19 protein-coding genes and 1 pseudogene are annotated in these 17,932 nt (G+C 51.6%); 17 read left to right on the plus strand and 3 right to left on the minus strand.

Annotated features, from left to right (window positions below):
- The first annotated feature begins 2 nt into the window (after nucleotides 1-2).
- From AC2AXP_RS22095 to AC2AXP_RS22105, 3 genes are read left to right on the plus strand one after another with little or no spacing between them, the layout of a single operon-like run.
- The gene (locus tag AC2AXP_RS22095; protein WP_484381967.1) at nucleotides 3-1,487 is read left to right on the plus strand and encodes an integrating conjugative element protein; all 1,485 of its coding nucleotides are present in this window, start codon (nucleotides 3-5) and stop codon (nucleotides 1,485-1,487) included.
- A 14-nt stretch (nucleotides 1,488-1,501) separates the two neighbouring features.
- The gene (locus AC2AXP_RS22100) at nucleotides 1,502-1,873 is read left to right on the plus strand and encodes a hypothetical protein (protein ID WP_484381951.1); all 372 of its coding nucleotides are present in this window, start codon (nucleotides 1,502-1,504) and stop codon (nucleotides 1,871-1,873) included.
- A complete protein-coding gene (locus AC2AXP_RS22105; protein WP_484381952.1) occupies nucleotides 1,870-3,390 on the plus strand; it encodes a conjugal transfer protein TraG N-terminal domain-containing protein in 1,521 nt (506 codons plus the stop codon). The genes AC2AXP_RS22100 and AC2AXP_RS22105 overlap by 4 nt, the downstream gene beginning before the upstream one ends.
- Nucleotides 3,391-3,427: 37 nt before the next feature.
- On the opposite strand, the gene AC2AXP_RS22110 is transcribed toward AC2AXP_RS22105, so the two are convergent.
- Together AC2AXP_RS22110 and AC2AXP_RS22115 are read right to left on the minus strand one after the other, a co-directional pair.
- Complete coding sequence (locus AC2AXP_RS22110; protein ID WP_151428249.1) at nucleotides 3,428-3,814, minus strand: DUF3742 family protein; 387 nt, start codon at nucleotides 3,812-3,814, stop codon at nucleotides 3,428-3,430.
- A gap of 56 nt (nucleotides 3,815-3,870) precedes the next feature.
- On the minus strand, nucleotides 3,871-4,107 hold the full coding sequence (locus AC2AXP_RS22115) for a DNA polymerase III subunit theta (protein WP_484381953.1): 237 nt from the start codon (nucleotides 4,105-4,107) through the stop codon (nucleotides 3,871-3,873).
- 134 nt (nucleotides 4,108-4,241) lie between these two features.
- Here AC2AXP_RS22115 and umuD point away from each other — a divergent pair, with 134 nt between their 5' ends.
- The 14 genes and pseudogenes from umuD to AC2AXP_RS22185 all read left to right on the plus strand — a co-directional run bounded on the left by umuD (nucleotide 4,242) and on the right by AC2AXP_RS22185 (nucleotide 16,266).
- Entirely contained in the window at nucleotides 4,242-4,667 is a 426-nt protein-coding gene (gene umuD, locus AC2AXP_RS22120) for a translesion error-prone DNA polymerase V autoproteolytic subunit (RefSeq protein ID WP_484381968.1), read from the plus strand.
- Between the two features lie 2 nt (nucleotides 4,668-4,669).
- Nucleotides 4,670-5,941 (plus strand): annotated as a pseudogene (gene umuC, locus AC2AXP_RS22125) (translesion error-prone DNA polymerase V subunit UmuC).
- A 1,711-nt stretch (nucleotides 5,942-7,652) separates the two neighbouring features.
- Nucleotides 7,653-8,540: an integrase domain-containing protein gene (locus tag AC2AXP_RS22130; RefSeq protein ID WP_484381954.1), complete on the plus strand. Its 888-nt coding sequence runs from the start codon at nucleotides 7,653-7,655 to the stop codon at nucleotides 8,538-8,540.
- Nucleotides 8,541-9,504: 964 nt separating this feature from the next.
- Nucleotides 9,505-9,843 carry a hypothetical protein gene (locus tag AC2AXP_RS22135; RefSeq protein ID WP_484381955.1) on the plus strand — a complete coding sequence of 113 codons (339 nt, stop codon included), beginning with the start codon at nucleotides 9,505-9,507 and terminating at the stop codon, nucleotides 9,841-9,843.
- A 91-nt stretch (nucleotides 9,844-9,934) separates the two neighbouring features.
- On the plus strand, nucleotides 9,935-10,231 hold the full coding sequence (locus tag AC2AXP_RS22140; protein ID WP_484381956.1) for a hypothetical protein: 297 nt from the start codon (nucleotides 9,935-9,937) through the stop codon (nucleotides 10,229-10,231).
- Between the two features lie 70 nt (nucleotides 10,232-10,301).
- Entirely contained in the window at nucleotides 10,302-10,682 is a 381-nt protein-coding gene (locus tag AC2AXP_RS22145) for a hypothetical protein (protein WP_484381957.1), read from the plus strand.
- Nucleotides 10,654-11,157 (plus strand): hypothetical protein, encoded by a 504-nt coding sequence (locus tag AC2AXP_RS22150; RefSeq protein WP_484381958.1) that lies wholly within the window; start codon nucleotides 10,654-10,656, stop codon nucleotides 11,155-11,157. Before AC2AXP_RS22145 ends, AC2AXP_RS22150 begins: the two co-directional genes overlap by 29 nt.
- Nucleotides 11,158-11,258: 101 nt before the next feature.
- Complete coding sequence (locus AC2AXP_RS22155; RefSeq protein ID WP_484381959.1) at nucleotides 11,259-11,807, plus strand: hypothetical protein; 549 nt, start codon at nucleotides 11,259-11,261, stop codon at nucleotides 11,805-11,807.
- Between the two features lie 73 nt (nucleotides 11,808-11,880).
- Nucleotides 11,881-12,366 (plus strand): hypothetical protein, encoded by a 486-nt coding sequence (locus AC2AXP_RS22160; RefSeq protein ID WP_484381960.1) that lies wholly within the window; start codon nucleotides 11,881-11,883, stop codon nucleotides 12,364-12,366.
- An 87-nt stretch (nucleotides 12,367-12,453) separates the two neighbouring features.
- A complete protein-coding gene (locus tag AC2AXP_RS22165) occupies nucleotides 12,454-13,056 on the plus strand; it encodes a DUF3085 domain-containing protein (protein ID WP_484381961.1) in 603 nt (200 codons plus the stop codon).
- A gap of 80 nt (nucleotides 13,057-13,136) precedes the next feature.
- Nucleotides 13,137-14,150, plus strand: a complete 1,014-nt coding sequence (locus tag AC2AXP_RS22170; protein WP_484381962.1) for an ArdC family protein — start codon at nucleotides 13,137-13,139, stop codon at nucleotides 14,148-14,150.
- Between the two features lie 12 nt (nucleotides 14,151-14,162).
- Complete coding sequence (locus tag AC2AXP_RS22175; RefSeq protein ID WP_484381963.1) at nucleotides 14,163-14,429, plus strand: TA system toxin CbtA family protein; 267 nt, start codon at nucleotides 14,163-14,165, stop codon at nucleotides 14,427-14,429.
- Nucleotides 14,430-14,543: 114 nt separating this feature from the next.
- A complete protein-coding gene (locus tag AC2AXP_RS22180) occupies nucleotides 14,544-15,470 on the plus strand; it encodes a DUF1281 domain-containing protein (RefSeq protein ID WP_484381964.1) in 927 nt (308 codons plus the stop codon).
- 121 nt (nucleotides 15,471-15,591) lie between these two features.
- Nucleotides 15,592-16,266 (plus strand): N-6 DNA methylase, encoded by a 675-nt coding sequence (locus AC2AXP_RS22185; RefSeq protein WP_484381965.1) that lies wholly within the window; start codon nucleotides 15,592-15,594, stop codon nucleotides 16,264-16,266.
- A gap of 81 nt (nucleotides 16,267-16,347) precedes the next feature.
- Here the strand turns inward: AC2AXP_RS22185 and AC2AXP_RS22190 are convergent, their stop codons facing one another.
- Nucleotides 16,348-17,391 (minus strand): hypothetical protein, encoded by a 1,044-nt coding sequence (locus AC2AXP_RS22190; protein WP_484381966.1) that lies wholly within the window; start codon nucleotides 17,389-17,391, stop codon nucleotides 16,348-16,350.
- Nucleotides 17,392-17,932: the final 541 nt, after the last annotated feature.

The following is a 17,932-nucleotide window of genomic DNA, read 5'->3' on the forward strand; positions in this document are numbered from 1 at the left end:
TGATGAATAACACGATGAATAAATGTTCCCGGGGACGGTGCAGCCTGCTGTCACTGTTGATTGCCGGCAGCCTGGCGCTGGCAGGCACGATGAGTGCGCATGCCGATGACAATGACGACAACGGTGCGCTGTTTGGCATCTCACTGCCGCAGGTCAATGACAGCAATATCGGTTACGGGAAGAGCGCCAACGGCGCGGTGTCCGACAAGCTGTTTTATTCCCTGGGTGGCGGTTCGGTGATTTCGCAGCCGGCGACGCGCAGCAACATGCAGCGGTTGGGCATGAACCTGGGCTGGAGCTCGGATTTGATGTGCGGCAACTTCGACCTGAAAACGACGATCGGCAACCAACTCAACGGCGTTACCGACGGGTTCAAGAACCTGATGGGTGATGTTATCCAGGGTGCCACCGGTGCGGTGGCCAGCCTGCCGGCCATGGCCATCCAGCGCGCCAACCCGGGTCTGTATGAAATGCTGACCAACGGGGTGCTGCAGGGCGGCGTCGCGTTCGACAAGGCGCAGCTCAACTGCCAGAACCTCTCCAAACGCATGATGGACATGGCCGATACCGGCGCCTGGAGCCAGGCGGCCGCAATGGAAGAGGCCAAGAGCCTGGTCAACAGCAGTGGTGGCGATGCCGTCCGCTCGATGAATGCGACGGAGAAGGTGACCGGTCAGTCCGGGCAGACCTGGATTGGCGGGCAGAAACGCGGCGGCTCTGGTCAGCCGGCCATCAAGCCGACCCATGACCTGGCGGCTGCCGGCTACAACATGATGAATGCGCTGCCCGTAACCAGTACCTCCGGTGTGTCCGGCAGCAGCTGCACCGGCGGTGCCTGCGCCAAATATGCCAGCAGCGAGGAGGCCGCGGCCGCAGTGGTGAAAGTGGTGGGCGACACGTCATTACGCACCTGTAAGGACGCGTCGCAATGCACCAGTGGCGAGGGCGATGAGCAGCCGGGCAGCACCGTGGCCGGCACCGGCTTTGCCCCGATGCTGGAAGAGGCGACGAAGGCCAATAATGAGCAGTTGGCCAAGTTGGTGAACGGTGCCGAAAAGCCCACCACCGCGAACCTGGCCAAACTAAAAACCGGCAGCCTGGCGGTGACGGCCGGTGTGGTGCGCGCGCTGCAGCGCGACCCGGATAATGCGGCTCTGGTCGGGCGTCTCGCCAGCGAGCTGGCGATGGCCGATACCATCGAGACGGCCTTCCTGATGCGCCGCATGATCACCACCGGCATGTCCGAGCCGAACGCGGCCGCACAGAAGGTGGCGATGCAAGACGGCGACCGCCGCATCGAAGCGCTGGACCGCGAAATCACGGCGCTGAAAAACGAGATGGAGATGAAACGTGAAATCTCCCGCAATGCGGTGCTGACCATTATCGATCGCGAGAACAACCGTGCCGAAACCAACCCGCAGCGTCAGTCTGCAGACAGCCCGGATACCAAGTTTAATCAGCTGGCCGTGCCGGAAACAGACCAGTGAGTGTGGAGACATTTATGACGAAATCAGAGAACAAAGACCTGCTGCCCCGTCGGGGCGGCAGGTTTGCCCGGGGAGTCAAACGTTTCCTGCAGCTGTTTGCCATGCTTGTGGTCGCCATGGTCATGGCGCTGGGGCTCGCGCACTGGGGCGTTACTCACCCCGGTGAAACCGCAGCGCTACGTAGCTGGGTGCATAGCACCCGTTACGGCTGGCTGTTCTGGCGTCTGGCGCTTTATGCGGCGCTGGCCTGGGCATTCTGGAAAATCTGGCATGCACCCGGGGTTAAACCGGAACATCGTCAGCCCCTCAAGCGTATGGTCATCGCTTGCGCGCTGTTTGCCCTGGCGTGTGAATACTCCATCTTTGGTGGAGGGCTGACGCTATGATGACCAAAAGTTACCTGGAGTATTTCCTGACGCTGCTCGGCTGGATCGTGAACAACGGCCTGTGGGAGCTGCTGATCAGTACGGGGTTATTCGTGCTGCCGCTGCTGTTCAAGGTTGTTGGGATCTGGTTGAAGGTCCGGGAAGAGGGGGAGGATGAAGGTAACAAGGGGATGCTGTCCCTGCCGCGCATCGAGAACCTGCTCTATGGTGCATTTTTCGTGATGCTTGCCTGTTGCCTGCCGCTGATGAATGTCAGCCTGGACACCATCAAGTATGACAGCAGCCGGTCGAGCACCTGCGGCACCTGGACACCGAAGAAACCGGATGAGACGGGGTATGCGAATATCATGTCGAGCATGAACGGTCAGACGGCGAAGGTGCCGGTGTGGTGGCTGGTCGTGCATAAATTGTCGAAGGGGTTCACCGCGGTGGCTGTAGCTAACATTCCGTGTCGGCCAGATCTGCGACAAGTCCGTTTTGAGGTTCAGCACAGCCGGGTCAATAACCCGGCGCTGGCGAAGGAGCTGCAGGACTTCACCAATGACTGCTATGCGCTGGCATTGTACACCTGGCAGAACCGTGACCAGGGGCAGACGACGGACAAGGCGACGCTGCGTGATATCGAGTGGCTGGGGTCGAAAACCTTCCTGAACGGCGGGTACTACAACAACCTGCAGTCGAAAACGCCGCGCGCCAGTTTCCCGTGGAACGAATCACGGGACAGTGGCCGGGCTAACACTGGGCGAGGTGGTTATCCGACATGCAGCGAGTGGTGGTCGGCGGCAGACACCGGCCTGGAAGATCGGGTGGTGAAGCAGGTCGATCCGGGCGTGATGTTGCGGATGTCTGCAGCGCTTAAAATGATGGGACAGGCAGACGCGGACTACAAAGAAGCCGTGGTACGTCGTCTGGTCAGTCCGGATAACCTGACAGTCTCTCAGGGAGGACGAGCCTATGCCGGCTATGGCGGCAACGCTGATTTCACCATGGACAACTCGGTTAACCGTGTCGCATCAACCGGTGGAACCGCGCTGGGAAGCCTGGCGGCATTCCCTGCCTTTGATGCGATGCGCCAGGCGCTGCCGATGGTGCAGGCCGTCCTGCTGATGGCGGTGTATATCATGATCCCGCTTATCCTTGTCTTTGCGACGTATGAGTTTAAGGCGGTGATCACCGTGACGTTCGTGGTGTTCGCACTGAACTTCCTGACGTTCTGGTGGGAATTGGCGCGCTGGCTGGACAGCTGGTTGCTGGAAGCTCTTTACGGTTCGGATACGCACAGCCGATGGAACGTGGCCGGTTTCCAGAACAGCTCTGATGATCTGATCATGAACATCGTTATGGGGGCTATGTTCATCGTCTTGCCTACATTATGGGTTTCCGCTTTAGGTTGGGCCGGAATTCGAGCTGGAGCCTTGTCAGAAATGCTTTCAGGGGGAGCCAAGCAAGCACAAAACAGTGGTGGAAAGGCGGTAGACGTCGCTACTAATGCTGTATTGCAAGGGGGCAAGAAATAGAATGAGAACGGGGGGCTTTCAGTCCCCCTTGACTGGTTTAATCGTCATCTCTGAATCCTCCCATATAATGCCCATAACCTTCAGGGCCATTTCTGTAGCCATCGTGCAAGTTGCTTTCATCATCAGATGTAGATTCAGTTAATTGAGCATTGCTTAGATCCGCATTTTGGAGGATAAAAGCGATTGCCCATATGAAGAGTAAACTGCCAGCAATGGCCAGTCCCCCTAGTAATGCTGCGGTAAGGGAACCGAAAAGTGCAATAGCTATAGGTATATGACCAGCCCAACCTGGTAACTTATAGCTACGTGCTTTAGACACGCAAACGTTATCCCACTGAAGAATGGTACCTTTAATTCGCTTCCACAGGTTTGCCATGCGAACCCCACGCTGATAGGCGTGGTGCTGTGTTGTATTGTTCATCATCACTCCTTAACCAGGTGATAGCCTAACCTCATCCTAGCTTAAATAACATTCAATTGCTATTTGCCTGGTTCCTCTGATGGTAAGCGACCAAGCCTGTCTTTTTGAGCACGATGATGCGCCAGACGTTCTTTGAAATAAGCCCTCAGATGTTCAGGCTGCTCAGCTTCGACCAGCTCGGCGATCACCGGCATATTGTAGCGTTCCTTGAAGGCAACGCCGCCGGCAGCCAGGTCGACGTTCACCTTATCCATATCCTCTTTGGACAAGTTGGCCAGGTAGTATGAGTGGGTCATCGTCAGGTCTCCTTTTTCTCATTGTAACTCATCGCGTTGCTGCTCTTGCCTGATTTCTCCCTTGTCATAGCAAAATTCTTATCATTATACTGTATGTATGTACAGTTTATTTATAGAGGTGAGCTATGTATCTGATGGCTTATAACCCTCCTGAAATGAAAGAAGATTCGCAGGGGAAGAGGACCGGTGTCCCGATTTTTTGTGACGGGGTATCGTGCGGCTTCCCGTCGCCGGCGCAGGACTATATCGAAAAGCGCCTGTCACTGGATGACTTCTGCATTCGGTATCCGGAGAGCACATACCTGGTACGTGCTGAGGGTAATTCGATGCAGAACGCCGGCATTCGTGATGGAGATCTTTTGGTTGTCGAGTGCATTCGCCAGGCGCGCCACGGTGACATTGTTATTGCGGCCGTTGACGGTGAGTTCACCTGTAAACGACTCCAGTTGCTGCCGGCCAACCCGGAAAATTCACCGATCCCCCTGACGGAGGATGTCGACACCGTAGTGTTTGGCGTTGTACGCCATCTCGTCCACAGCTTTAAATCACGGGATTCCTAACCATGTTTGCCCTGGTTGATGTCAACAGCTTCTATGCATCCTGCGAGACCGTATTTCGGCCGGATCTAAGGGGGAAACCAGTCGTGGTTTTGTCCAACAATGATGGCTGTATTATTGCGAGATCGGCTGCCGCCAAACGGCTCGGATACAAAATGGGGGATCCCTGGTTCAAGGTGGCCAGGGAGGCCGAGCGCAGAGGCGTAGTGGCCTTTTCCAGCAATTATAGTTTGTATTCTGACATGTCTGACAGAGTCATGACTATTTTGCAGCAACTGACCCCTTGCGTCGAAATATACAGTATTGATGAGGCATTCTGTGATCTCACTGGGATGAGAAGGCTAACCGCGCTGGATGAGTTCGGCCAGCAGCTGCGTGAGCAGATACGGCGCCGCACGCATCTGACTATGGGAGTTGGGATAGGCCCGACGAAGACGCTGGCCAAGCTGGCCCAGTACGCCAGTAAACGTTGGCCAGCGACAAAGGGGGTCGTTGACTTGAGTTGCCGGCAGCGTCAGGAAAAGCTGATGGCCCTGGTGCCGGTAGAGGAGGTCTGGGGGATCGGCAGACAGTTGGCCAAAAAGCTGCAGTTGATGGGGATCGACACTGCGCTGAAACTTTCCAGGCTCTCGCCGGCATTCGCACGCAAACAGTTTTCCGTAGTGGTCGAAAGGACCGTTCGGGAGCTGAACGGAATATCGTGTCTGGGCTTGGAGGAGTTTGCGGCGCCTAAAGAACAGATCATTTGTTCCCGTTCTTTTGGTGAAAAACCAACGGATGAGGACAGCGTGCACCAGGCAATTTGCGCTCATGCTGAGCGTGCAGCTGAAAAGCTACGGGCAGAGCACCAGTATTGCAAAAGGATCGGTGTTTTTGTCAGTACCAGCCCATTTGCTGAAAATGAGATATTTTATAAGAACCAGGCTTCAACCGAATTAGCCGTTGCGACTTAAGATACCAGGGACATCATTGGAGCTGCGCTCAAAGCGTTAGAAGCCATATTTATCCCGGGGCATCGTTATCACCGGGCTGGCGTAATAATGACTGACTTCCGTAGTGAAAAGGTATCCCAGTTGACATTATTTGATGAATATCAACCCCAGCATAATGGTGATAAATTAATGGAGCTATTGGACAAAATAAATGGCTCAGGAAAAGAGAAATTATAGTTTGCCTGGCAAGGAATACAGAGTGCGAATGCTGACTGGAAAATGCGACGTGGAAAGCTGTCTCCGAGTTGGACAACAAAATCTTCTGATTTTCTTAAGGTTCATTGATAAATGTTAATGGGGGCACGTTAATACATCGCTTACCCCCTATTCAGGGAGGGTGTTAGATATATTCGCTGGCGATGCCAATAATAACACATAATGCGTGTAGTGCGATAGGTAGCGCTAAACCTTTGCTATAATATCTGACCGTGAAAAAATAACGGATACAGTAAACATCAGTATTTGTGTTTGGATGGAATACTGACTGTGCATCCATGCGAATACTGTTCATACTATTATCCCGCCAGCAATGTATCCTAATCTCTCACCCAGTAGGTTTAGGAATGAGCTCAAAAATATTCCGCGAAAGATTAATTCTTTCAAGATAGAGGTGAGTATTATTGTGCTTATTACTCTTACAGCAATTTCTTGTGAGCTTAACCCTTTTAAGAAATTTTGCATGTAAGGTTCGTCTGGCGTTAAGTAATATGCTGCTGTGTAAGAGGCCAGGATCGCAAGAGCAAACCAGGTCGATCGAGGATTGACTTTCCCAAGCGATATCCGGTTACCCTAGAGGGAGTTATTTAGAACGTTAACGAGTGATATGGCAAACATTATACCTATTACAGTTTTAGTGATGGATAACCCCAGAAAAGAGAAATGAAGTGTTTTCAGTAACCACAAGTTTAATAAAATACTGTCTTAAAAGAACATAAAGAATGCAATGGATGCGACTCCATAAAGAAGAATGCTGAAATTAGTTATTAACGAAATCATATCACTCACTTTGGGTAATCGGATGTGATGGGAACATTACCAAATAACAGATAAATGTCTACAGCCTATTTGACGAACATTGTTCTGATTGCTAGGATGACCGCGTTGTACTGTCGTCTATGGACGACCATCCAATGTCTCAGCACTCTGTGAGAGACGCCTTCGGGTGAGTGCCAGCCAATGTTTCAAGTGACCTGTGAGAAACGCCTTCGGGTGGTCACAATATCCTCGTAGCCTGGAAGAGGATGCCTAATTGGCGGTACCTCCGTTTACCCTTTGAGAACGGAGATCACGATAGTGATGAAGGTTATTTAACGACTCAACCTAGCCTGTTCCGGCACGGTTCCTTTCACCGATGACGTAAATATTACGTCTTCCTGCAGAATGGCTGTTTTGCAAGCACTTCTGTATCAACGTTTTTGAATTTCAATCTCTTATGACGTCTTAGTGACGATGCGACTTTTGAACGCACGTATAAGGCCATTTGGTACATTTGGCCGCTTACGTGAGTCTCATTAGGAGCAGAGGAGCGCGCGTCACTTGTGAAGTGGCGAAGACACTACCAAGTGACGCGCGTAGCGCATAACGTCTCAACCCACGCACGACGTGGCTTTCAACGTTTTACTACCATCTGACCAACATGTAGTCCGTGTCAGTACGGTTTTAAACACCCATTAACTTCAACGTAATTACGACGGAAACACCGTTTTGAACGTTTCACTATCTAAAAGGAGGAAATCGACTCGGTATCGATGGCGACACTACGAACAGTAGTGTGTGGAAGCAGTCTGACGAACGTCAGCCCGGCGTAAGCCGCGAACAGGTCAGAGACCTGGGGAGCTTCGAAATAACTCAACATTTCGCCGCCCCGATGCACAGATACCAGTCGAGACGCAGGAAGCGCAAAAGTAACCGTGCCGTCGGGGTTGAAATTATCGGGATACAGATCCGTCTGCTTTGTGGAAAGCAGAGGGCTGTGTATCCCGTGGGAGGAGAAGTTATGTCAAAGCTCAGCAAGCAGCTGGTTACGCTCGCCCGCCAGGGACGAGGGGGATTTAAAACTGTCGCAGATCGTTCGAGAATAGCAGAGCGTTTTGCTGAACGCCTTGCGAAATTAAATATCCAAATCCGTGATGTAAAACACGTCAAGACGTCTCATATCGAAAAGTATATTAGTAGCCGTAAGGCTGAAGATTTATCAAAGCGGACACTCCAAAATGAAATGTCAGCGGTACGTGTAATCATGTCAGTTGCAGGGCGGAATAAACTCGCTGATCCTTCGCATGAGAAATTGAGTAACCAGGCATTAGGTATCTCAGGGGCAAGTCGAGACGGAACTAAAACACCACTTCCGGATGATAAGTTGGCAGCAATTGTTAGCTATGCGTTTAAAAAAGATGAGGGCGCAGCAATAGGTGTGCAGTTGTCCCGTTACCTGGGATTGAGAACAGAAGAAACAGTCCAGTCCGCTAAATCACTAAAAACCTGGAAGCAGGCCATTTTGAATGGCAACGATAGGGTTAAGGTGATTTTCGGGACGAAAGGTGGACGCGCTCGGGAAACGACCGTGTTTAATCGTGAGAAGGTTTTGGCCATTTTGGATAAGGCGATAAAACATTGCGGTGAGAATAGGGGGGAGTTGATTGATAAGCCGTCTCTACATACCGCGATAGAACGATACAGAAATATCGTACGTGATGCAGGTATGATTGGAAAGGATGCACCCCATAGTTTGCGATATGCCTATGCCAGGGATGCTGTAACACATCATGTAAAAAATGGCATGAGCAGAGATGAAGCAAATGCATTGGTCTCGATGGATTTAGGTCATGGGGATGGGCGGGGACGTTATATTAGACAAGTCTATTTTAAAGATGATATTGAGTAAGTAGTGGTAAGCGGTCGCAGCTCACACAGGGCTGCGACCTCCAAAAAATTAATTAAAACCTCCTTTTTATATTGGTCAATATGTGATTTTGGATTATAATTATACTTTGTTTTGATTGCTTTTTTGGGGGGCGCATGCTCAGCTTTGTATCTTACATTTTATTCTTGTTGGGGTTGGTTGTCTTCCCATACAAAAAACTATTCTCCTATGTAAGTAGGTTTTCCAAAGTTAGAGTGGTTGCCGCTGGTTTGATTATTATATTCTTGCCTTTCCTCAAGGGTTGGATTATCGATGATGAGTATGGTGGGAGTCATTTAGAAAGCACAGGAACCATTCCGGAAAAAGTAGGCCAACCCAGTCATCTATGAAAATTATTTTTCTGGTGATTGGTGTGTTAATGATAGTGTTCTCGTTGTATTCGGCAAAGAAGACAAATAGACAATGATGCTTTATTCCTTGCGATACGGAAACTAATTGATAATGAGCTTGTATCCGGTTTTCTGCTGCAGTATATGAAGGTGTCCATCATAGATATTGCACCTGCGCATTTTTGCAATATCACCACGACTATACATAGCAAAAGTATGCCGATGCTGTAAGAGTGTCAATATATCGTTTCTCCGGGGTTGACACATCTAAGGTTTGTTCTGAAAATGAACAGGCTTACTTGTTGTCTTCGGACAACCAGCCAATGCTTCAGCACTCTGTGAGAAGCGCCTTCGGGTGAGTGCCAACCAAAGTTTCAGCGGTCTGTGAGAAACGCCTTCGGGTGACTGCAAATAGCCTCGTAGCCTGAAAGAGGAAGCCCCAGTGGCGGTAACCCTGTTTAACCTTTGAGAACAGGGATCACTGAACGGTGATGAAGGTCATGACTGATGTACTGACGATTGCGGTTGCCGCAGTCCAATCCCCCGGGGAGATATCTCCCTTCGGGCAGGTGTCTCCTCATTACAGGAGGTTCACCATGTCTGTTTTTACTTCTTCAGTTGTTCCTGATTTCTTCTCAACCCTGCACCGTGTCAAATCGGCTGTCCAGCGAATACCTTTTCGCATGGCGCCGCCGCGTTTTACTGACTGGTACGTCAATGCAGCAGGTAATTTTGCCGTTCGCGCGCATGTTATCTGCAGTGATGATGGTTCGGTCAGCGCGTTACTGACGCTGCGCAAAGGTTGGTACAAAGGAGAATATACCTACGCAAGCACCCATGTTGTGCTGCCTTGCAAACATACCGAACGCAGAAAAGCCTACCGACTCCCCTGTCAGCAGGCCGAGCACCTGGCCAGACTGCGTTACCGCTTCTAAAGCGCTTGCTTTAACCACTTATACCCTGACGGGGATTTATACCCGTCTGGGGATAGATCCTCCGTTTCAATATTTGAAAGAGGATTATCCCATGAATGGTATTTCACTTGTTGTCACCGCCGACAGTAATGAATGGCATTACATGTGGGCAGAATTAGCCAAACAGGCAGCAAACCGTGAACTGCCGGATCCCACTGTCGCTGAGAATTTTGGTGAAGTGTGGCAGTACATGGAAACGCAAGAAGTCAGCTCATTTTGGTCAGGAAAGCGCTTGTTCCATTGTTTCAGGCATAGGCTGCATCCTGTCAAAGAGCCTCGCTATCAGCTCAAGATACCCGCAAGTCGGGGGTTTGAATCTGCTGATTTGCAGCCTGCTTTTCAACGTTAGTTTAATACCCAACCCTGACGGGATTTACTCCCGTTCAGGGGGTAAATCCATCTTATAAGAGGATTTACCGATGAATACGCAAATTAACTTTCGCACTAATGTTTTCGACCTCAAGACGTCACAGGACGTGCTTTTCTACCTTTGCGCGATTGAAAGCGAGCTCTATACCGCAAGAGCCTATCGACGACTCGGACTCTGCCAGGAACGGAAAGCGCCTTGTGAGCTGACCGACCTGGAAAACATCGTTGTCAGTGTCGGTGAGGCTTTTGGTTTCTTCCTCTACTTCCTGCAAAGGGATGTTTTGCCGACGTTGTCTGAAGCCGGCCGGGAAGTCTTGAGCAACCTGGACCGTCTTGGCAACGACGCCGGCAAAGAAGCGTGGGCGTGGAGCATGTCCAACGGCAAGGTTAACGGTGAAGCCGATGAAGCCATTGCGGCGTTCGGCTTCTGAGTTTGAAAACAATGACATTGCGACGACGATACAGTGGTCGGCGCTCAACCCTGTCGGGGATTTATTCCCGCCAGGGGATAAATCCCCCACGTGCGAGGATTTATCCATGAATACCACTATCGATTATCTGAAAACCCCTCTCGATATGCTGCGCTATCTGTGCATGCTCGAAAGCGAACTGATGAGCGCGCGAGCGTTCCATCGGCTTGGTTTTGACGTGGAGCGCGATCCGGCAAGCGGTATGACGATCGTCGAGGTTGCCGTTCATAGTGCCGGCTTTGCGTTTGGGTATTTCCTGTTTGCTCTGCAGAGGAACGGCTTACCCTCACTTTCCGAAGCCGGAAAGGGTGTGATGAATGCCCTGGACAAAATAGGGAAGGAAGTGAACGCATCTGTCTGGGAGCGCGCCGTCAATGAGGGAAAGCGTGACAGAGAGTCTGATGAAGTGATCGCCGCGCTCGATACTGCGTATTGAGGTACGGCGATTTGCGTAACACGTAAGTAGCACAACCCTGACGGGATTTATTCCCGTCCGGGGGATAAATCCCCCCATTTTTTGTTTCTGGAGGATTTATCGTGAGTACTACTGTGTATTTTGACGCACCACCGTCCCAGGACGCGTGGATTGATTTTACCCTGGCGGTGACCGAGATGTTCTGGTTGCTGCCGGCATCTGCAAGACCTGCAGGTATTGATGCGGCGGGGCAGCTGTTTGCCGGCGGCGCATTTGCAGGTCCTGGTATCCGTCTGTCGTCATGGCCGGCCGATAACCTGCCCGTGCAGGAGATTGTCCCCGGGGATGAGGCGTCGGATTTCTTTAACCGCCTGGTACTCATCCTGATACACAATCTGTGTCCTGGATGCGTGCGCATTGAGCGGGAGCTCTCCAGCCAGTCAGGCTGGGAGCAACCGCTGATATGGCTACGTCATCACCTGCAGCGTCCGGCGCTTTCTGCACCGGGAGATGTTGACGCCGCAGCGATGGGGGATAGCTCGATCCGTTTGCACCTTGAACGGTATCGAGACAGTTTGTGCAATGCCGAGATTCCGTACCACTGGCGCGTTATTACGTGGATGGATGAGGTGTTATCCCAACGCAGAAAGTTGACTCAACGCGTCGCCTGATTAAGGCGCGCATTTTACCCGGCAGGGCCTCCCTGCAGGGGAGCTCCTGTCCGTTTACCGAGAGGAGTGACCCATGGGACTGGATATCAACTTTTTCCGTCAGCGTAAGGCTGACTATTCAATGTTGCCGGTAAACGGCGACTGGACACCCGTTGGCGACTGGGTGCCGTGTTCACCAGCGTGGCTGGAGGATGGCGGTGATTGTGCGCAGGCGCCGCGAATATACAACCACAAAACGTGTAATCACTATCATCCGCCGCTGCTGGTTAACACCTGTCATTTTCGCGGTTTTACTGCGTTGATGCACTGGGTGGCCAACAGTGTCGGGGACGTCAAAAGCGGCGAGCTGATAGCGTTCGACCGCAACGATGTCCAGATGCTGCAGATGCTGTTGTCACGATTGAATGAAGCGAACTGCCATGAGGCGTTCCCTTCTGAATGCCGCGACTACGGCGATGTGTACTGGATGCTGGTCGACTCACTGAAGACGTACGTTAACAGCGTACTGACCGGTTTCGACTTTAGTCGGGATCACCTTTACTTCCGGGCATCGTGGTAAAACCACCGCGCTGGCCATAACGTTTTATTTCCCTGGAGGGGCTTCCCCTCCGGGGGAAGCCGTCTCCGCTTTTTAAGGAGACTTAACATGTTGCACTTTGACCCTGAGGCATTGCGCCTGGTCGTAGCCGAAGTTAAGGCCAATCAGTGCGAACTGGTGTTGGCCAAAGACGACGGTGTTTACCTGATATCAGCAGTGGCCGAACGTGGCGATACGGGCCGCGTGAAGCACATAGCGTATGCCGATGGCTGTCATCCGGAAAAGGATGACGCCTGGTACGAAACCTCCCGCGTGTTGGTGGGAGGCGACGACTTTTGTGAGCATCTGCAGCTGACCGACGAAAGCATAGAACGAATACTTTCAGACGGCTTTGAGCTCTGGATACACGTGCTGCACGACCAGATCCATGTGCATGCGTCACCCGTCACCTGGGAGCCGGTGGCCGAGTACCGTCATATCATTAACCGCATGCAGCGCCTGGCTCATGTCCATTACCGGGCATGCGTGGGCAACGCGGAGTACAAACGCTGGCGCGTCAGCGCCATCGACTTGCTGGCGATCGCCAGTCATACCGACGCTAAACGGGTGAAACCGGACGACAGGGAGGAATTCCTCTCGATGTTCGAACGTCTGTATCACCTGACCGACACGGTTAATGCGGAAGGGGCGATCCGTTTCCCTGCTCATTAATCGTTAACCCATTCTTTGTCCCCTGGGGCGTATTCTTCGCCGCCAGGGGAGGAGTGCGCCTTATTACTGAGGAGCCTCCCATGAGAAAGACATCATCATCACGGCCAGCGAAAAAACGGCCTGAACGTCCCGACCTGTATCAACAGGTGACGGACAAAATTATCGCCGCCATCGAGCGCGGTACGCTGCCGTGGCGCAAGCCGTGGCAGACGGACCGCTCCCGGATGGCACAGGGTTCGGTAATGCCGCTCAACGGCACCACCGGTAACTTTTACAGCGGCGTCAATGTGCTGCTGCTGTGGTTGTCTGCCTGTGACCAGGGCTTCAACTCTAACCGTTGGCTGACTTATCTGCAGGCGGAAGCCGCCGGCGGCCACGTGCGTGCCGGCGAGAAGGCGACGCTTGCCGTGGTCTTCAAGCCCTGGGAAAAGGATGCGAAGGATGCCGACGGCCAGCAGCTGTTTGACGACGAAGGGAACGCCCTGAAAGAGCGTATCCCGATGCTGAAGCCGCTGTACCTGTTCAATGTCTGCCAGTGTGACGGACTCCCGGATGAGGTGGTTGGCTCACTGCCGGCAGACGCTCCGGAAGAGGAGTCCCGACAGGTTGATGAGCGAATACAAGCGCAGGTCAGCACAATGGTGGAGGACTGCGGTGTTCACCTTGAGCATGTTTACCAGAACAGGGCGTTTTACACCCCGAGCCGGGATCTGATTGTGCTGCCGGAAGTTCGACAGTTTAAGGCGGAACCGGACTACTGGTCGACGTTGCTGCATGAGCTGGTGCATAGCACCGGCCATGCAACACGTCTTAACCGGGAGGGGATAACCTCTTCTTCACGTAAGCGGGGTGACCCGGTCTATGCGTTTGAGGAGCTGGTTGCCGAGCTGGGCAGTGCATTTCTCTGTGCCCGGGTCGGCGTTGCCGGCGACGTCCAGCATGAGAACTACCTGGAAGGGTGGCTGAAAATCATGAAGGAAGACAAACGTGCATTGTTCCGCGCGAGCAGCCAGGCGCGTCAGGCGACCGAATTTCTGTTAATGCCGGCGGCAGAGACAGAAGCGGTAAAGACTGACACCGCCCAGGCGGCCTGACGGGGAGGGATTATGACCGAGGAACAACACCGCTGGCAGACCGTTGCCGGCGCGCTTTTGAGCCGGCATTACGGACTGACACTGAATGACACGGACCTCTGTGAAGATGTTTGCGTCATTGCCTTGCAGGAGGCCGGTCTTCGGCCGTATGAGGCGATTAACGATCTGGCTGAGAAGTATGACCTCGAACGTATCGATGTCAGTGACTATCAGCAGCTGTCGCCGGCGATCCGCCTGGCCCATGAGTTACGGGTCTTACGCGAACTGTCCGGCCACTGACGGCGGTTGAGCCAACAGGCTGACCGCCACTGTTTTACACCTTAACCCAACGGGGGAGATGCTCCCCCGATGGGGGACGTCTCTCTTTTTTCTTGAATGAAGAGGAGAACTACGATGTCTAACTGGTGCAAAAACCGTTTAGTTGTTACCGGCCAATCCGTGTTTGTCGACGAGCTGCAGCAGTGGGTGAATGGCCATGTCGTTTCTGACTACCGCCATGCCATCCAGCAAAGCTGCAGGATGTTCCTGGCAGGCTGTGCCGGCATCTTGAAGCCGGCGACGGTAAAACCAGGTGTTTATGTCCCTTACCCTGGTTTGCTGGCACATCCCGGCGTGTCGTCAGCGCAGAACCTGGCGTTTGAACAGTGGTTCTGGCTGCTGAAAGCCGATGCGCCGCTGACGGCTGAAAACATCCGTCAGATTGAGCGGCTCTACAGCCAGTCCGGGATGGCGTCAGTCAAGTGGGAGAACATCCCGCCACTTGCCCAGGCGCGAATAGCGGACGTCATTGAGCGCCAATTTGCCGACTGGTTCGGCATGGTGGGGCTTGATGGCCAGGTGGATACCGGCAGTTGTTGGGAGCGGCTCGGGAACATGCCCGAGTATACCGTGCCCTGCGACATGCTGATGTTAATCCCCACGCGTCTGGCGACAGAGCTGAACGGGGCCGGCGGCGCGCTGCTGCGTGGTGTGCCGGCAACGGTTGACCTGTACGGTCGTCAGTATGGCGTTGAATGGCCCTGTGGCCATAACGTCGGCTGCGTGCGTGACAGCATCAATGTCCTGACGGTGCACTTTGATTCTCCGTGGTACGCGCCGGCAGGCGAGGTGATCGGGGAGCTGTCAAAACAGTTCAACTGCCAGGTTGAGCACAGCTGGCACATGTTTGACGCTGGCCGTAGTGGTTACGACCGTTACGACCACGGAGAACATGTTGATGGCGGCCGAATAGAGCCGGAAGTCCTGGGCGGTGAGGTGATCCAGTTTACCTATGCCGACAAGGACTCCTTGCCGTTACCACCAAACGCCGTAGCGAGTTAAACGCCCGATGCAGCACCGACCCTAAACAATGACCACCGGATTTTCCAGTGGTCTTTTTTCATCCCTCGGGAAACATTGTTTCCCGCCCGGGATACGTGTTCCCTTTTTTTGGAGAACACGTATGTCCGGACTCATTAACCATGAAAAAGCGTTCATCTCACTTTTCAATGAGACGGCGCGATATCACAGGCGCGCCAAGGTGTTTGAGGACTTCGTCAGCTGCAGCGTCATCGCGCTGGAGAATCGTCTTTGCTTCAACCAAAAGAGCGAAGACAAATACCTGAAGATCATCAAAGGCTATGAGAAAGCTGATGCCTCGCGAATGGCGCAGCTGCTTGCCCTGGTGTCGACGAGCATGATGGATAAATTCAGTGACTTCCTTGGGAAGGTCTTCATGCAGCTTGACCTGGGGGACAAATACCGCGGCCAATTTTTCACACCGTGGGACGTCAGCAGGATGATGGCGCAGATGTCTCTGGGCGATGTTGACACCGTTTTCCGGGATAAGCCGTTCATTACCCTTGCCGAACCGGCGTGCGGTGCCGGCTGTATGGTACTGGCCTATGCCGATGTGCTTAATCAAGCGGGTTATCTGTCACACCATCACATGTGGGTGTCAGCGACGGACATTGACCCACTGGCGGCCGGCATGGCGTATATACAATTGTCACTGTGTGGTGTAGCGGGGGAAGTGGTGATCGGCAATTCGCTGCATAATGAGCGGCGCCGAATACTTTATACGCCTGGTCACTACCTAGGGGATTGGCATGCTCGTCTAAAACTCACACAGCGATAGTTGTTTAAAATAACCCTCCTGAATTTTTTTGGAGGGTTATTCATATAACATATAAGGTCTGATTGACGAGTTATTGTTCTATTAATCACGCATCGCTTTTTCATATAGATAGTTACAATAGCTACATCGGCCACCAAGGTCTTGCTCATCTTGACTCAATATGGCCTCGCAAAGAATGCATTCTTTATAATCTAATTCATAGTTACACCAAAGGCATTGCTGTTTAATTACATCAAATGTTTCGTGATCACATGAGTAACACGTATCAATAGTAGGCTCTCCACCATCTCTTGGGTCGAGGAAATTATCTTCATTGAGCGTATCTACCAGTAACCATGCTGCCAGGCCACTATTATTGCAAGCAAGGCAATTATATAAGAAACCTTCTTCACTATATTCTACTGTATCCCCACCTTCTAATTGTTCTGTGTCGGGGGAGATAAGCAATGAACCACACGCCTCGCATTTTGCCTTTTTTGTTAATGGGAGCATTTGCTCTGGAACCCCAGCTGCAAGCCATTTTTTATCATTTTCTTCTCTTGTATCAACAAAAAATTTGTGATGCTCCAACATGATTTTCCATGATTGACCAAGAAGTTCTTCAGGGTGTTTGTCTAACTGCTGTTGAATGAAATCCCTTAATATTGGGAACAACTCAGCCACAAAGTCAGCAACCTCTCCTAAAGTATTAGCAGGGTGAAGATGCTCTAAATGATTACGGCAGTCTTGAAGCTTATTAATTACACACCAGTCAACATCGATTCCGAATCCTTTAAATCTCTTTATTATTGTCCCTACATCTATAATTGACTTCTTAAACTTACCAGATGGTTCCCATTTGACTCCACCATTTCCATCAGGCACCGGAAGCACTTCTAGCGGGTTAAATATTAATGAGGCTGCATCTGATGGTTCATCAACCGATTCGGCTATTTTATATTTAAATAGCAATGGAACTCCAGAAAATAAATTTCTTACAGCTGATAGGGCTCTATCAGGATCCCCACCCTCATCTAGGCTTTGTTGGCTTTTATTAAAATCTTCCACACCAAGCCGTATTGAAGTTAATGCATTTTCTAAGAGTCTTTCAACATCTAGTTCTGGGAGTGTTTTTTTAGTGTTCATAAATAAATCTCAGCTATATTTTTGCTAACTATAATCCTGATAGGTTATTAAGTGATATATCTATAGCCTATGGTTAGGAATGTGGATTTTTTATCAACGCCTAAAGGTTTAAATCCTCTACGAGTTAGATAAACTAACATAACTTTGGATTCCCAATAGCAACGTGCGTATACAGTCTCTTTATCTTTCATGAACTTTGATAAGAAATTGTCAAGCATTTCTCTACCATGACCTTCTCCTCTGTATTCAGAAGATATCGAAGCCATTCTTAACTCCCAACCACCTAATGAGTCCCACCCGAGGATCACGAAACCGATGGGAATATTCAGTTTTTCCCAGATGTAAACCTCTGTCGAAAAACCTCTTTTGTCACGTCCTTTAATGACCATGGAATTAAGATTGCGTTTGAAAAAATGATCTTACCCAGCAATAGTGGACACGCGACTAAGTGAGTAAACTCTCAAGCAAGAGGTGACTCACATGACAAAACCAGCATCAACCACTAAAAAGCCACGCAAGCAACATACACCTGAATTCCGCG

It is taken from the genome of Serratia sp. Sp408, from assembly GCF_057180665.1.